Raw genomic sequence first — 13,079 nt, forward strand, 5'->3', positions numbered from 1 at the left:
ATCCGCGGCAACTTACTGTTTCGCCTGCTCAACCGCTGTGATCAGACTGTTGTACAGTTCTTCTCCCAGCTCGCTTTTCACCATCTCACGGACTTCCCCGCTCTTTTCTTTGAGGGCCTCCACCACCGCCTCGTCCAGTTTGATCTCGGTCATGCCCTTTTCCAGAAGTAATTGGTGGTATCCTTCGATCTCGTCCGCCATGTCCCCTGCCGCCCGGATTCTGGCTTCCGAGGCGCACTCCTCGATGACTTCCCGGTAGCCGTCCGGCAGGGACTTAAAGCGTTCCTGGTTCATAATCATGTGATTGACATTTAATAGGTGCTCACTGATCACCAGGTATTTCTGAACCTCAAAAATATTTCCCAGGTAGATATTGTCAAACGGGTTTTCCTGCGCTTCCACCACTCCCTGCTGAAGCGCCAGATAGGTTTCCGCCCAGGTGACCGACGTCGGAGATGCGCCGACAGAATTCCAGAATTTCAGGCAGTATGCGTTTTCCACAATCCGGATTTTCAGCCCTTTCAAGTCGTCGATTGTTCGAATTTCTTTGTTCGACGTAACATTCCGGTAGGTGCTCGCCTGCATCAGACCGCCCAGCAGATGAAACTGGCTGTCGCCGTAAGCCGCCTGCATCTTCTCGTGGTACTCGCTCTCGTTGAGCGCCTGGTCAATCTGTTCGGCCGTCATTCCATTGAACAGATAGGGAATCATCAAGGTGGCCAGGGCGGGGATAAAGGATAAGGTGGATACCAGGCCGGTGACCTGAATATCATAGGTACCCACCTGAACCCCCTCGGTCAGCTCCCGTTCGGTTCCCATCTCGTTGCTGGGATAGATGTCCACGGTGATTTTTCCACCGGACCGTTCTTCCACCAGTTCTTTGAAATAATTGCTCCATTTATCGTTAGGCGTGCCGATATTGTTTCCGTGGACTAAAGTGAGATGTTCTTCCGGACCGTCGGCAAACACCGGAGAAATCGGGGCGCTCTCCCCGGTCCCCGAAGAAGCTGCCTGATCGCCGGCTTTTGTCTTCGCAGCCGGTGCGGCGTCCGTAGGATCCATGTTTGCCTGGGAAGTCCCCTGTCCCTGGGACGAGCCGCAGGAAACGCAGCCGGTCAGCATCAGTGCCGCCGACAGTGCCAATGCCATCAACTTCTTACCGATTCTTTTGTTCTTCATCTGATTCCTCCTCTTGATTTTAAGTCGCTGCCTTCCCTAAACTTCTTCCCGCCCGGTCACCTGCAGCAGCCGGTAACCGCCGGAAATATTAAACACCTTTTGTTTCCTTCTCTGCATCAAAATCCGCTGGGCCAGATACCCCCGCAGGCCAACCTGACAATAGATCCAGATTTCTTTTTCTTCCGGAATTTCCTGGATCCGTTCCCGCAGTTCATCCAAAGGAATATGGATGCTTCCGCCCAGATGCCCTTCCTCGTACTCTTCCCTGGTCCGTACGTCAAGGAGAATCCGGGATTCTTCGGTTTCCTCCCGCAGCTCTTCCCAATGCCGGATGGGGGACCGGCCGGAAATTACGTTCTCCGCCAGAAAACCGGCATAGTTGACCGGATCTTTCGCGGAAGAGTAGGGCGGCGCATAGCAAAGTTCCAGATTGGCAAGGTCCGACACGGTTCCCTCCTTTTTTATAATTGCTGCGATCACATCGATGCGCTTGTCCACGCCTTCCCGCCCGGCGCACTGACAGCCAAGCACCCGGCCGGCCGGGGAAAACAGAAGCTTCATCGTGACCGGCTCTCCTCCCGGATAATACCCGGCATGGGAAAGCGGGGAGAGATAGACCTTTTGATAGGGAATTCCCTCTTTTTTCAATGTTCTTTCGTTCAGGCCCGTGCAGGCCGCCGTCAAGCCGAATATCTTTGCCACGGAGGTTCCGATCACGCCGGAAAACTCCTCCGGCTCCGCCCCTGCCGCATTGGCTCCGGCGATCCTTCCCTGCCGGTTGGCCGGACCTGCCAGAGGGAGCATACTCGCTTGCCCAGTGATCTGATTTTTCACTTCAATGGCATCTCCGACCGCGTAGATCTCTTTGTCGCTGGTGCGCAGGTAGGAATCCACTACAATTCCGCCCCGGCCGTTCCCTTCAAGCCCCGCCTCGCGGGCCAGACGGCTTTCCGGCCTAACGCCGGCGGCCATCAAAATCCAGTCGCAGCGGATTTCCTGGCCGGAGCCGTATACTACCTCATAATCGGACTCCCCTTCTTTGATCCGTTTGACCGGAGCATCCAGGATCACAGGGATTCCATTCTCATTCATCTCCTTTTTGAGAATTCCAGCCATCTCTTCGTCAAAGGGAGGAAAAATCTGGCTTGCCCCTTCCAAAACCGTCACATCCATCCCGGCCAATTTCAGGTTTTCCGCCGCCTCCAGCCCGATAAAACCGCCGCCCACCACGAGAACCCGGCTTCCCTTCTTCTCTTTCAGCATCCGGCGGATCCGGCGCAGGTCCGCCACGCTCCGGAGGGTCAGCACGCCCGGCAGGCCGATTCCTTCCACCGGCGGAAGAAAAGCTTCGGCCCCCGGCGAGAGCACCAGCTTATCATAGGTCTCCTCATAGTCTTGGCCCGTAGCCAGGTTTCTCACCCGGACCCGTTTTTTCTTCCGGTCAATCTCGGTTACTTCCGAATGCACCCGCACTTGGACCCGAAACCGTGTCCAAAAGGAATCCGGCGTCTGAAGAAACAGTTCTTCTTCCTCCGTAATCACGCCTCCGATCACATAGGGAAGTCCGCAGTTGGCATAGGATACTTCCTCCCCTCTCTCAAAGAGCAGAATTTCCGCGAACTCATCAAGCCGCCGGATTCTTGCTGCGGCGCTGGCCCCTCCGGCCACACCGCCGACAATCACTATTTTCATCTTTCGCTCCCTTCGCCCCCGCTATATCTCCTACCGCTCATATTTCCTCAAAACCGCCTCTAAATGACCGGCCATTTTTTCCACGGCCCCAAAGCAGCGTTCCTCCTCGTTTCTCCAAACCTCTTTAATCTCGTGGCAGCAGGAAGTGCCGAACGCTTCCTCACAGGCCGCGAGGAACTCCGCCGAAGCCTCCTTGCTGGCTTCAAAACTCTCCTCATCTCCCTGGTTGATCAGGGCGCTGACGGCGGCCACGCCGCCCAGGATGGCGCCGCACAGCTTTTCGCTGCTGACTCCGCCGCTGTATCCGCTCATCATCCGGTAGCATTCCTGGGGCAATTCTTTTCCTCTGGACGCAAGAGCCGCGCGGAACAGAGCTTCGGCGCAGTTGGTTTCCTCCGTCAGATAGATCTGCCGGATGGTATCGCTCACCTGACCCATTTTTCCTCTCCTTTCTGCTCTCCCCACATGTCGATGATCACCTTTACCTCCGGATTCCCCGGCACCATCAGAGCGTCAAAGGCATCTTTCCCATGTTCCAGGGAATAGATGGATGTGATCATCGGCTCCAAATCAATTTTCCCCGCAGCCACCATGTTTACCGCCTCATAGATCTCGTCCGTAAACGTATAGCTGCTGATGATATTGATGTCTCTCCCGAAAATATCCATGGGGCAGAATTCAATCTTGGATTGGATCATGCCGACCAGAATCACATCCCCGCAGCTTCGGGTGGCGTGGATGGCCTGATAAAAGGAGGAAGGCGCATCGGTGCAGATGATCGTGCGGTCGCTTCCCAGCCCGTTCGTCGCTTTCTTCACCGCTTCCACGAGATCCTGCTCCCCGATATTGACCAGGGTATCCGCTCCCAGCCGGCCGGCCAGCCGCAGCCTGGCCTCCGACAGATCACTGCAGATGATATGCCCGGCCCCCTGGGCCTTTAAACTCAAAACCGTCATCAGCCCGATGGGCCCGGTCCCGATTACCGTCACGGTCTCCCCCGGCTGGAATGCGCCGTTTTTGGCTGCGTGATATCCCACTGCCAGCGGTTCCATCAAAGAACCGCTCAGCAAATCCATGGAATCCGGAAGCGGAACCAGCGTGTAGGCGGGAAGTACGATATATTCCCGGAACGTCCCGTTGCATTTGTCCACCCCAACGGAGTTGCCGAGGCTCAGGCGGTTGGGGCAGATGTTGTAATGGCCATGGGTACAATACCAGCATGTCCCGCAGTAAATGGGAGGATTTCCACATACATGCTGGCCGATGTGAAGGGAATCCACACCCTCTCCAATCTCATCCACAACGCCGGAAAACTCATGCCCCAGAACAATCGGGGGGCGAAACCGGTCGGAAGCATTCTTATAAGCTCCCAGGTCAGAGCCGCAGACCGCGCAGTATGAAATCTTTACGCGGACTTCCCCCTGCTTTGGATGGGGAATTTCCCAATCCTCCAACTCCAATCTGCCTGGCCCGTAGTACACCATTGCTTTCATTTTTTTCATGTCTTACCTCCGGAATTTCGTCTAACGAAATTTTTATTTTCTTTCAATGAAATAATAGCATGACAAAGAATTAATGTCAATTACTTTGTTGATAAACTTCGCAATTTTTAATTAATTTCTTTTTATTTATTATTTTAGTTTCGCTAGACAAAATTTGGTACACTTTATCAGTTTCATTTTCCATCCCGTTTTGATCCCCTCCTACTATACCGCTGGACTTTTCGGGCAACAAAAAAAAGCGGGACCACCGCAAAGAGTCTCGGCCCGGCAGGGTTCCGGCGTCAAACAAACCAGAATTACCCACTGCCAAATCGTACTCTTTTACGGCGGTCCCGCCTTTTCTTTTTCGCCTGCCACCGGCAAGCCTTTCATTCATCCCCCTTTACCGGGCTCCGAACCTCTCCTTCCACTTCGGGATTGCCTCCCGGTTTACCACAAATTCCGGTATCTGTCCGCGCAGCGCGGCCATACAGTTTTCCGTGGCCTGCCCGGCAATCCTCCGCAGGGATTCCACGGTGTAGCCGGCCGTATGGGGCGTCAAAATCACCTGGTCCATGGAGAGGAGCGGATAGTCGGACGGCAATCCCTCCTGGGGAAATACATCGATGGCCGCCCCCGCAATTTTGTGATGGACCAGAGCGTCGGTCAAAGCCTCCTGATCCACCAAGGCTCCTCTCGCATCGTTGACAAACAGGGCGGTCTCCTTCATCCGGTCAAATTCCTTTTTTCCAATGATACCGGCCGTCGCATCATTTAACGGCAGATGGACGGTCACGATATCCGATTCGGAAAACAATTCGTCCCAGCTCACCATCCGCGCGCCAAACAGGGAAGCCTCTTCCCTGGTCACCACCGGATCATAGGTGATAAGCTTCACCTCCCAGCCGGAGAGGCGCTTCGCAATCTGCTTCCCAATCCGCCCGAATCCCAAGATTCCCACTGTCTTCTGATATAATTCCTGGCCGGTCGTGGTGCTGTCGCGCCACCCTCCGCTCCGCAGATGATTGGCATTGTACGGAATCTTTTTCAGCAGGCTTAACATGGAAGCAATCGCATATTCAGCCACGGTCAGATTGTGAACCGGCGCATTGGCCACCAGAATCCCGCAGTCCGTGGCTGCGGCCACGTCGATGTTATTGACTCCCGTCCCGTATTTACAGATCACACGGAGTTTGGGGCTGGCCTCCAGAATGCGGCGCGTAATAACCTCCCGCGACATCCCGAAAAAAGCGTCCGCATCCCGGCAAAGTTCGACCAATTCGTCCTCGCTGTAACCCTGACCGGCGCAGGAGACCGGAGGCCCCGTCACCACCCGGCAGCCCAGGTCTTTTAGGATCTGGAAGGTATCATCCAGTCCATCGTTTGGTTCCGCGATAAAAACTTTTCTACTTTCCCATCCGCTCATAAGCTTCAGCCTTTCGTACAGGCTTCGATCACCGAGTTCAGGAGATCCGATCCCACTTCGTCCTCAAACAGATACCAAATGTCCTGGCATTTTTCCTTAAACTGGTTCATATCGTTGATTTCATTGATCTCCACACCGGCGTCTTTGATGATTCCCATCATTTTTTCTTCATTGGCATCGTTCTGCTGTCTGGCCTCTGGAAGGGCTTCTTTCACAGACTCCAAAAGGATATTCTGGAGGTCCTCCGGAATACTGTTCCACTTGTCCTGTCCGATCAAAAGCCGGATCGGGGTAAAGGTGTGGTTCGTCAGGGACATGTACTTCGTCACCTCGTGGAAATTGTTGGTGTAATATGTGGCGATGCCGATCTCAAATCCGTCCACCGTGGACTGCTGCAGGCCTGTGAAAATCTCCGTGAACGGCATGGCCGTCGGGTTCGCCCCCAGCGCCTTGAACATTTCCAGATAGACGGTATTCTCCATCGAACGCATGGTGATTCCCTTCATATCGTCCGGCGCAAGGATCGGGCGGACATTGTTGTACATCTGGCGGAATCCTCCGTCAAAGACCCCTAAGCTGATCACGCCGTAATCATCTAAGATGGCCTGGTCGATGACCGCTCCGATTTCCCCGTCCACAATCTTCCAGATAGTCTCCTTGTCCGGGTACAGGTACGGCATATCCAGCACCTGGCACTCCGGCACAAAGCCGCCGATCGGGGTATTGTTGATCAGACACATGTCAATCGTCCCCATCGACACGCCCTCGAACGTATCGCGCTCGGCTCCCAGAACGCTGTTGGGATAAAACTCCAGGGCAATCCGGCCGCCGCTTTTTTCCGTAACGATGCCGCTGAAAACGTGGGCCGCGATGGCGAAGGGATCATACTCATTGTCCGCGGTCCCCCAGGCCAGCTGGAGAGTCAGCTCCGCGGTACCGGTGCTTCCTGCCTGCGCCGTCTCACCGGCGGCTTCCGCCGTGGTCTGCGCCGCCGTGGTTTCCGCTCCCGTGGTCCCCGGAGCCTGGGTCTGGGCCCCGGTTGTTCCCGTCTCCCCGGAACCGCAGCCTGCCGCCAATCCGCACAGGAGGGCCGCTGTAAGCATTACCGCGCTGAGTTTCTGTGTTCTCTTTTTCATTCTTTCTTCTCCTTTCAATCTTGAGGGATTTCCTCAAATACCAGCGTCTTTTATCAATGATATCCGGCGCATTTACACGATGAGGCCGCCCGGAATACCATTGAAACAGCCCGCTAGATTAGGGCCAGGGTGAAAAATGGAATATAGGTGATAATCAACAGTACCAGAATCTCACATAGCAGCATGGGCATGGCGTTTTTGGCAATCCGTTCAAAGGGCTGCCCGGTGATCCCCGCCGCCACATATAACGTGTAGCCCACCGGCGGAGTGATGTTTCCAATCGCAAAATTGATGACGATGATGGCGCCCAGCTGAATCGGGTCCATTCCCACGGCGCTCCCGATTCCGGTTAAAACCGCGCATAGAATCGTCATGGCCGAAATATTGTCCATCAGCGCTCCGGTGATCAGCAGCGCCACGTTCAGCAGGAACAAAATCACAAATTTATTTCCGCTGACAGAGAGGAATCCGGACACCATCTTCGCCGGAAGCTGTTCGCTGGCCATGATCCAGCCGAAAAGATTGGCGCAGCCCACCATAAACACCACCATGGCCGTGGTCTTCACCGTGTTGATCAAAATCCCCATCATATCCTTGATCTTTAGTTCCCGATAGATAAAAAACCCGACAAACAACGCGTAAAAGCAGACAACTCCTCCGGCCTCCGTCGGACTGCATACGCCGCCGTAGATACTTCCCAGGATGATGACAGGCATCAGCAGCGCCCAAATTCCTTCTTTCAGCGCATGAAAGACTTCGTGGGCCGGGGCCCGCTTCCCGACCCGCCGGAAGCCCCGCCTCTTTGCAATGATATAGCTGCAAATGCAGAGCGCAAGCGCCATCAAGATACCGGGAAACACCCCTGCCAAAAACAGGTCTGAGACGGAGATCCCCGCCATCGTGGCCCAGAGCACCATCGGAATGCTGGGAGGAATGATCTGCCCCAGAGGTCCCACGGAAGCGACCAGGGCGGCGGAAAAGTCTTCGTCGTACCCGGCTTTTTTCATCTCCGGCACCATGATGGAACCGATGGAGGCCGTGGTAGCCGGAGCGGACCCGGAGATCGCCCCGAAAAATGCCGCCGACGCCACCGACGTCATGGCAAGCCCTCCGGTCAGATGGCCGATCAGGGAATTCGCCACCTGGATCAGGCGCTTCGAGAGGCCGCCCTTTAACATGATCTCACCGGACAGGACAAAAAAGGGGATCGCCAGCATCGGGAACGAGTCGGTTCCCATATACATTCTCTGGGCAATCAAGACCAAGGGCATATCTCCGACCAAAAGGGCGAGCACCGAGGACAGCGCAATGGCAAACGGCAGGGGAAGTCCGATGACAAAAAAGACCACAAAGCAAACGCCCAACACGATTCCCATACTCATCCCTGGGTCCTCCCTTCTTTATTTCTCCGAAGAAACTCGGAGAAAACGCCCAATGCCTGGATATCGATCAGCAGCCCTGAAAGGGGGATCGCCGCGTAGACATAGGCGTACGATATCCGCAGCGTCGGCGTCATCTGCCGGTAGTATTTCATGCAGAGCAGAACGCCGGAAATCATCATCACAATTCCGACAGCCAAAATCAAAAGATAGATCAAGGATTTGACGGCCGGGCGGATCTTCTGGGGAAAATGGTCAAAAAAGATGGTCACGGTAGGGTGCGTGTCGTCCTTGACGCAAAGGCTCGCCCCCAAAAACACCAGCCAAATTTCCAAAAAGCGGATCAGTTCCTCCGCATAGGTCAGCGAATTTCCCAGCACACGCCTCCGGAAAACCTGAACCACCAGGACAATCATCATGATTCCCAACAGCACGCCGGCAATATATCCGGCGGCCCGATACAAAAAGCTGCATATCTTTTTCATCTTGCCCTCGCCTCCTTATCCCGATCTCTCCAGTGATTTTTTGATTGGTTGACCTTGGTCGACCAATCAACTGTTATAATTATAACATTTTCCTTCTGTCATGTCAACTTTATTTTATTCCCGGACAAGAAAGATTTGTTATTTGATTTCCGGAAGCATTGAGACGTCTCTCTCTTCTACAATCATTGTCCGACAATTTTGTCTTACTTTCTTCCCCAATCTGTTTCAAATTTGATAAAAGTCATTGACCGATTCGGTTAATCGTGATATGCTTTCATTAACCGAATCGGTTTACAGGAGGTGATTCAATTGGAGGCATTTCTCGCTCTGCCGGAGGAAAAGCAAAATGCTGTCGTCGACGCAGCTATGCTCCATTTCGGGAAAATGGGGTACAAAAAAGCTTCCGCGCGCGATATTGCCACTGCAGCCGGAATATCAAAAGGAATGATTTTCCACTACTTTGGCAGCAAAAAGAACATGTATTTCTATCTCATTGACCTGGCTTTCCAGGAATTGATCCAGGCCTTCGCCCAAATCCAATTCGATCAGGTCACGGATTTTTTTGACCGAATTGAAACCGGCACCAAAATCAAGCTGGATCTCATCCGAAAACGGCCGGCAATGTTGAATTTTCTGACGTCCATCTATTTTGAGACGGATCCGGAGGTAGCGGAAGAACTCAGCGCCCGCATGGAAACCGGCGCTGCCTTTCAGAATAACTTTGTATTCACAGAGATTGACCGAAAGAAATTCAAAGAAACCGTGGATCCGGAACTGGTCCTAACGATTCTGGTGAAATACGCCGAGGGCTACGTATCAGGCGCTTCGTTTCAAAGCGCCGCGGACCTTGACTCCATGGAGCAGGAGTTTCTTGCCTGTCTTAAAATGATGAAAGCCAACTTTTATAAGGAGGAGTATTTATGATTGAAGCCAAGGGACTTACGCTTCGTTACCCCAGCGGCAAGGGGATCTTTGACGTGGACTTTTCCGTAAGAGAAGGCCGCGTCATGGGCTATCTCGGTCCCAACGGGGCGGGGAAAACCACGACGATCCGTATGCTGATGGGCTTTATGAAGCCCGACCGGGGCAGCTGCTCGATCAACGGCCGGGACTGTTTTCAGGAAGCAGCGGCAATCAAGGCAGCGCTCGGCTACATCCCCGGAGAAATCGCCTTTCCCGGCGGGATGACCTGTATGGAATTTCTGAAATATCAGCTGGACCTGCGGGGAATCCGGGACGACACACGCATGAAGCAGCTGATGGACCGTTTTGAATTGGAGGCAAAGGGTTCGATCCGGCGGTTCTCCAAAGGCATGAAGCAAAAGGTCGGCATTGTGGCCGCCTTCCTTCACGATCCCCAGGTGCTGATTCTGGATGAACCAACCAGCGGGCTGGATCCTCTGATGCAGAACGAATTTATCGCCTTGATCCAGGAAGAGAAGAAAAAGGGCCGGACCATCCTGCTTTCCAGCCACATGTTTGAGGAGGTGGAGCGGACCTGCGACGACGTTTTGATCATCAAAGACGGAAAGATCGCCGCCCGTTCGGGTGTCAAAGAACTGACTTCCGTAAAACGAAAAGGCTTCCTGGTCCAAACTCCGGAGCCTGACCGGCTGCGCGCCTTTGGCTTTGAGATGGGGCGCACCATGGAAAACGGCTGTGAAGTTTTTGTAAAAGGCGACGAGATCGACGCGTTTATCAAGAAGCTTGCCACAATTCCGGTCACAGGCCTGGAGATATCCAGACAGAACCTGGAGGATATTTTCCTCAATTATTACGGCAAGGAGGCGCAGTGAGATGAATTTTGTGATTTTAAAAAATACGATCAAGCGGAACTGGAAACTGATGCTGGTCTTTCTGGCTGTCCTCTGCTTCTACCTCAGCGTGATTCTCTATCTGGTCGATCCGGCCGACATGGAGAAAGTCAAAGACCTATTCGGCATGATCGGGGGAATGCTGGACGCCTTCGGCATCAATACCGCGGCCATGACTTCTCCCCTTGCTTACACGGCGTCCACTTTTTTCAGCGTCCTGGTGATGGCTTTTACCATGGTGTTTTATGTGATTCAGACTCGTCTGCTGGTGCTGAAACCGGTGGACGATACCTCGATTGCCTACACGCTGTCCGCGCCGGTGACCCGGACCAGTCTGATCCTGACCCAGGGTTTTTATCTGATCGGCGCAATGTTTGTTTTGTTTACCGGCATTCTGATTACCGGCTGCGCCTGGCTTGGGGCAATGGGGGATTTTGATTTTCCTGCCTACCTGAATCTGGTTTCCGTCACGTTCCTGCTCAGCACAGCTGTCGCCATGCTCAGTTTCTTTTTCTCCTCTGCTTTCTGCGGCACGAAACTGGGATCCGGCCTTGCCGCCGGCGTTCCCATCGGCCTGCTGATCCTCAGCATGATCGTAGGGGCAGGCGGCGACAAGCTGAAATGGCTGGAGAACATCAGCCCGTTCAGCTGGCTGGACAGCGTTGGGATTGTGTCCGGAAACGTGGATACCTGGTGGATGTATCCGTCTTTCCTCGCCGCCATTGTCCTCCTGCTGGCGGCAAGCGTTTGGGCTTTTAAACGAAAGCAGCTTCCAATCTAAGCGCAGCTTGAAACAAAAAATCTGCCCAATCGGAGCGTCTCTCCTCCGTTAGCTTCTAAAAGATAACGTGTTTTCCGGAAGCGGGATCTGTTTTTACTTGACAAATCCCGCTTCCTTTGTTATTTTTAATTCAAGACATATGTAGAATTCAGAAAGGAGACCCGACTGCTTATGACCATGCAGCGCCTGCCCGACGCCGAATTTGAACTGATGAAAATTATCTGGCATGTCACGCCCCCGGTTACCTCCACCATCCTATCGGAACATCTCCCGGAGGGAAAAACCTGGAAAGCCCAGACCATCTTGACCTTGCTGAGGCGGATGGAGCAGCGGGGTTTTGTCGTCTCCGAAAAATCGGGAAGAGAACGGCTGTATCGCCCGGTCGTCACGGAAAAAGAATATCTTGATTTTGAAACCCGGCTGCTCTCCAAGCGCTATGAGTCTTCTTCCTTGATGAATCTGGTCGGTTCCCTGGCCCAAAGCGACCGGTTCGGCGAAGAAGATCTCGACGAGCTGGAACTTTGGATCAAGGAGAAACTACATGAACAATGATTTCCTGACCATTCTTACCTGCTCTGTGGTGATGACCGGGGTCAGCCTTCTTTTCCTTGGACTGCGCCAATTAACCGGCCCGGCTTACTCCGCACGGTGGCGGCGCATCACCTGGCTGCTCCTGCTTTTGGGCTTTCTGATTCCTTACCGGCCGCAGCCTGCCTCGCCCCTTTTCACCGCCACCATCCCGGCTCTGGCCTCCCACAGCCCGGTCCGGCCAGAACGCTGGATCTTCCTGTTTTGGCTGTTCGGCGTCATGGTGGCGCTGGCCCTTCGCCTGATTCAGCATATTCAGTTTACGCAGTCGGTGCAAAGGCTCTCCCATCCGATCTCAGATGAAAATATTTCCCGATGGTTCCAGCAAGTCTGCCTGGAGATGGGGATGGATCGCCGGATCGGTTTGTTCCAGGTCTCCGGTATTTCCTCCCCTATGCTGACCGGGCTTCGGCATCCCTGCGTTTTGCTGCCGGATCAAGCTTTTTCCGAAGAGGAATTGACCCTGATCTTCCGCCATGAGCTGATCCACTTTCAGAGAAAAGATCTTTGGTATCAGTGCCTGCTGGAACTGGTCCACTGCATTCACTGGTTCAATCCGCTGTTTCCTCTTCTCAAAAAGATCATCCGCGCCGACCTGGAATGCGCCTGTGACGAGCGTATTACCTTCTATGCGTCAAAGGAAGAACGGGCCCTTTATTGTAAAACCATTCTTCATGTCATCCGGCAAAAATCCACTCTGCAAAGCGCCCTGTCCACCAGTTTCGGAAATGGCCCCGGCGAGTTAAAGCAGCGGTTCGAAGAGATCTTCAGTGGGAAAAAGAAGCGGGCTTTTCTCGGCATCGCCCTCCTGATTCTTCTCCTGACTGCCGGTTCCTCTCAGCTTTTTGCGGTCACGCAAAGCGGGAACAGCCAAAACTTCGGAGGCCCCGGCGAGACTGCAACCACCTATATCGCAGATGATGAAGCCGAGACAGCCGGAATTTCCGGCGCAGTGGGGACGATCTTTTCCCTGGATGACGAAGACCCGACAGGGGCGGCCTCCTCCGAGCCATTTCCCGCCGGTTTGAACACCGGCGAGGTTTCCTGGGATGAGAAGGAAGGAGAGGAAGCCTATACCACGGTTTATGGTACTTCATAAGAAATCTTTTCACAGGCGG

14 protein-coding genes are annotated in these 13,079 nt (G+C 53.8%); 5 read left to right on the forward strand and 9 right to left on the reverse strand.

What is annotated here, in order from left to right; all coding sequences use genetic code 11:
* Positions 1 to 12: 12 nt before the first annotated feature.
* The 9 genes from MUB23_RS18615 to MUB23_RS18655 all read right to left on the reverse strand — a co-directional run bounded on the left by MUB23_RS18615 (position 13) and on the right by MUB23_RS18655 (position 8,778).
* On the reverse strand, positions 13 to 1,179 hold the full coding sequence (locus MUB23_RS18615) for a TRAP transporter substrate-binding protein (protein ID WP_244802263.1): 1,167 nt from the start codon (positions 1,177 to 1,179) through the stop codon (positions 13 to 15).
* A 36-nt stretch (positions 1,180 to 1,215) separates the two neighbouring features.
* The gene (locus tag MUB23_RS18620) at positions 1,216 to 2,871 is read right to left on the reverse strand and encodes an FAD-dependent oxidoreductase (RefSeq protein ID WP_244802264.1); all 1,656 of its coding nucleotides are present in this window, start codon (positions 2,869 to 2,871) and stop codon (positions 1,216 to 1,218) included.
* 30 nt (positions 2,872 to 2,901) lie between these two features.
* The gene (locus MUB23_RS18625) at positions 2,902 to 3,309 is read right to left on the reverse strand and encodes a C-GCAxxG-C-C family (seleno)protein (protein ID WP_244802265.1); all 408 of its coding nucleotides are present in this window, start codon (positions 3,307 to 3,309) and stop codon (positions 2,902 to 2,904) included.
* Positions 3,297 to 4,373: a zinc-dependent alcohol dehydrogenase gene (locus tag MUB23_RS18630; RefSeq protein ID WP_244802266.1), complete on the reverse strand. Its 1,077-nt coding sequence runs from the start codon at positions 4,371 to 4,373 to the stop codon at positions 3,297 to 3,299. Before MUB23_RS18630 ends, MUB23_RS18625 begins: the two co-directional genes overlap by 13 nt.
* Positions 4,374 to 4,449: 76 nt before the next feature.
* The gene (locus MUB23_RS18635) at positions 4,450 to 4,749 is read right to left on the reverse strand and encodes a hypothetical protein (RefSeq protein ID WP_244802267.1); all 300 of its coding nucleotides are present in this window, start codon (positions 4,747 to 4,749) and stop codon (positions 4,450 to 4,452) included.
* Between the two features lie 6 nt (positions 4,750 to 4,755).
* Positions 4,756 to 5,778: a hydroxyacid dehydrogenase gene (locus MUB23_RS18640; RefSeq protein ID WP_244802268.1), complete on the reverse strand. Its 1,023-nt coding sequence runs from the start codon at positions 5,776 to 5,778 to the stop codon at positions 4,756 to 4,758.
* Between the two features lie 5 nt (positions 5,779 to 5,783).
* A complete protein-coding gene (locus MUB23_RS18645) occupies positions 5,784 to 6,914 on the reverse strand; it encodes a TRAP transporter substrate-binding protein (protein ID WP_244802269.1) in 1,131 nt (376 codons plus the stop codon).
* Positions 6,915 to 7,027: 113 nt separating this feature from the next.
* Positions 7,028 to 8,296: a TRAP transporter large permease gene (locus MUB23_RS18650; RefSeq protein WP_244802270.1), complete on the reverse strand. Its 1,269-nt coding sequence runs from the start codon at positions 8,294 to 8,296 to the stop codon at positions 7,028 to 7,030.
* On the reverse strand, positions 8,293 to 8,778 hold the full coding sequence (locus MUB23_RS18655; protein ID WP_244802271.1) for a TRAP transporter small permease: 486 nt from the start codon (positions 8,776 to 8,778) through the stop codon (positions 8,293 to 8,295). Before MUB23_RS18655 ends, MUB23_RS18650 begins: the two co-directional genes overlap by 4 nt.
* Positions 8,779 to 9,087: 309 nt before the next feature.
* On the opposite strand from MUB23_RS18655, the gene MUB23_RS18660 reads away from it, so the two are divergent.
* The 5 genes from MUB23_RS18660 (at position 9,088) to MUB23_RS18680 (ending at position 13,060) form a co-directional block, all read left to right on the forward strand.
* Complete coding sequence (locus tag MUB23_RS18660) at positions 9,088 to 9,702, forward strand: TetR/AcrR family transcriptional regulator (RefSeq protein ID WP_244802272.1); 615 nt, start codon at positions 9,088 to 9,090, stop codon at positions 9,700 to 9,702.
* Positions 9,699 to 10,574, forward strand: a complete 876-nt coding sequence (locus MUB23_RS18665) for an ABC transporter ATP-binding protein (protein WP_244802273.1) — start codon at positions 9,699 to 9,701, stop codon at positions 10,572 to 10,574. The genes MUB23_RS18660 and MUB23_RS18665 overlap by 4 nt, the downstream gene beginning before the upstream one ends.
* Position 10,575: 1 nt before the next feature.
* Complete coding sequence (locus MUB23_RS18670) at positions 10,576 to 11,373, forward strand: hypothetical protein (protein WP_244802274.1); 798 nt, start codon at positions 10,576 to 10,578, stop codon at positions 11,371 to 11,373.
* Between the two features lie 171 nt (positions 11,374 to 11,544).
* Positions 11,545 to 11,925: a BlaI/MecI/CopY family transcriptional regulator gene (locus MUB23_RS18675; protein WP_244802275.1), complete on the forward strand. Its 381-nt coding sequence runs from the start codon at positions 11,545 to 11,547 to the stop codon at positions 11,923 to 11,925.
* Positions 11,915 to 13,060: a M56 family metallopeptidase gene (locus MUB23_RS18680; RefSeq protein WP_244802276.1), complete on the forward strand. Its 1,146-nt coding sequence runs from the start codon at positions 11,915 to 11,917 to the stop codon at positions 13,058 to 13,060. Before MUB23_RS18675 ends, MUB23_RS18680 begins: the two co-directional genes overlap by 11 nt.
* Positions 13,061 to 13,079: the final 19 nt, after the last annotated feature.

It is taken from the genome of Cuneatibacter sp. NSJ-177, assembly GCF_022867805.1.
Lineage (GTDB): Bacteria > Bacillota > Clostridia > Lachnospirales > Lachnospiraceae > Pseudolachnospira.

What these genes read in the sequence shown, in the direction of transcription:
- MUB23_RS18615 (WP_244802263.1), bottom strand. Translation starts at nt 1,179, where the DNA reads ATGAAGAACAAAAGAATCGGTAAGAAGTTGATGGCATTGGCACTGTCG.
- MUB23_RS18620 (WP_244802264.1), bottom strand. Translation starts at nt 2,871, where the DNA reads ATGAAAATAGTGATTGTCGGCGGTGTGGCCGGAGGGGCCAGCGCCGCA.
- MUB23_RS18625 (WP_244802265.1), bottom strand. Translation starts at nt 3,309, where the DNA reads ATGGGTCAGGTGAGCGATACCATCCGGCAGATCTATCTGACGGAGGAA.
- MUB23_RS18630 (WP_244802266.1), bottom strand. Translation starts at nt 4,373, where the DNA reads ATGAAAAAAATGAAAGCAATGGTGTACTACGGGCCAGGCAGATTGGAG.
- MUB23_RS18635 (WP_244802267.1), bottom strand. Translation starts at nt 4,749, where the DNA reads ATGAATGAAAGGCTTGCCGGTGGCAGGCGAAAAAGAAAAGGCGGGACC.
- MUB23_RS18640 (WP_244802268.1), bottom strand. Translation starts at nt 5,778, where the DNA reads ATGAGCGGATGGGAAAGTAGAAAAGTTTTTATCGCGGAACCAAACGAT.
- MUB23_RS18645 (WP_244802269.1), bottom strand. Translation starts at nt 6,914, where the DNA reads ATGAAAAAGAGAACACAGAAACTCAGCGCGGTAATGCTTACAGCGGCC.
- MUB23_RS18650 (WP_244802270.1), bottom strand. Translation starts at nt 8,296, where the DNA reads ATGAGTATGGGAATCGTGTTGGGCGTTTGCTTTGTGGTCTTTTTTGTC.
- MUB23_RS18655 (WP_244802271.1), bottom strand. Translation starts at nt 8,778, where the DNA reads ATGAAAAAGATATGCAGCTTTTTGTATCGGGCCGCCGGATATATTGCC.
- MUB23_RS18665 (WP_244802273.1), top strand. Translation starts at nt 9,699, where the DNA reads ATGATTGAAGCCAAGGGACTTACGCTTCGTTACCCCAGCGGCAAGGGG.
- MUB23_RS18670 (WP_244802274.1), top strand. Translation starts at nt 10,576, where the DNA reads ATGAATTTTGTGATTTTAAAAAATACGATCAAGCGGAACTGGAAACTG.
- MUB23_RS18675 (WP_244802275.1), top strand. Translation starts at nt 11,545, where the DNA reads ATGACCATGCAGCGCCTGCCCGACGCCGAATTTGAACTGATGAAAATT.
- MUB23_RS18680 (WP_244802276.1), top strand. Translation starts at nt 11,915, where the DNA reads ATGAACAATGATTTCCTGACCATTCTTACCTGCTCTGTGGTGATGACC.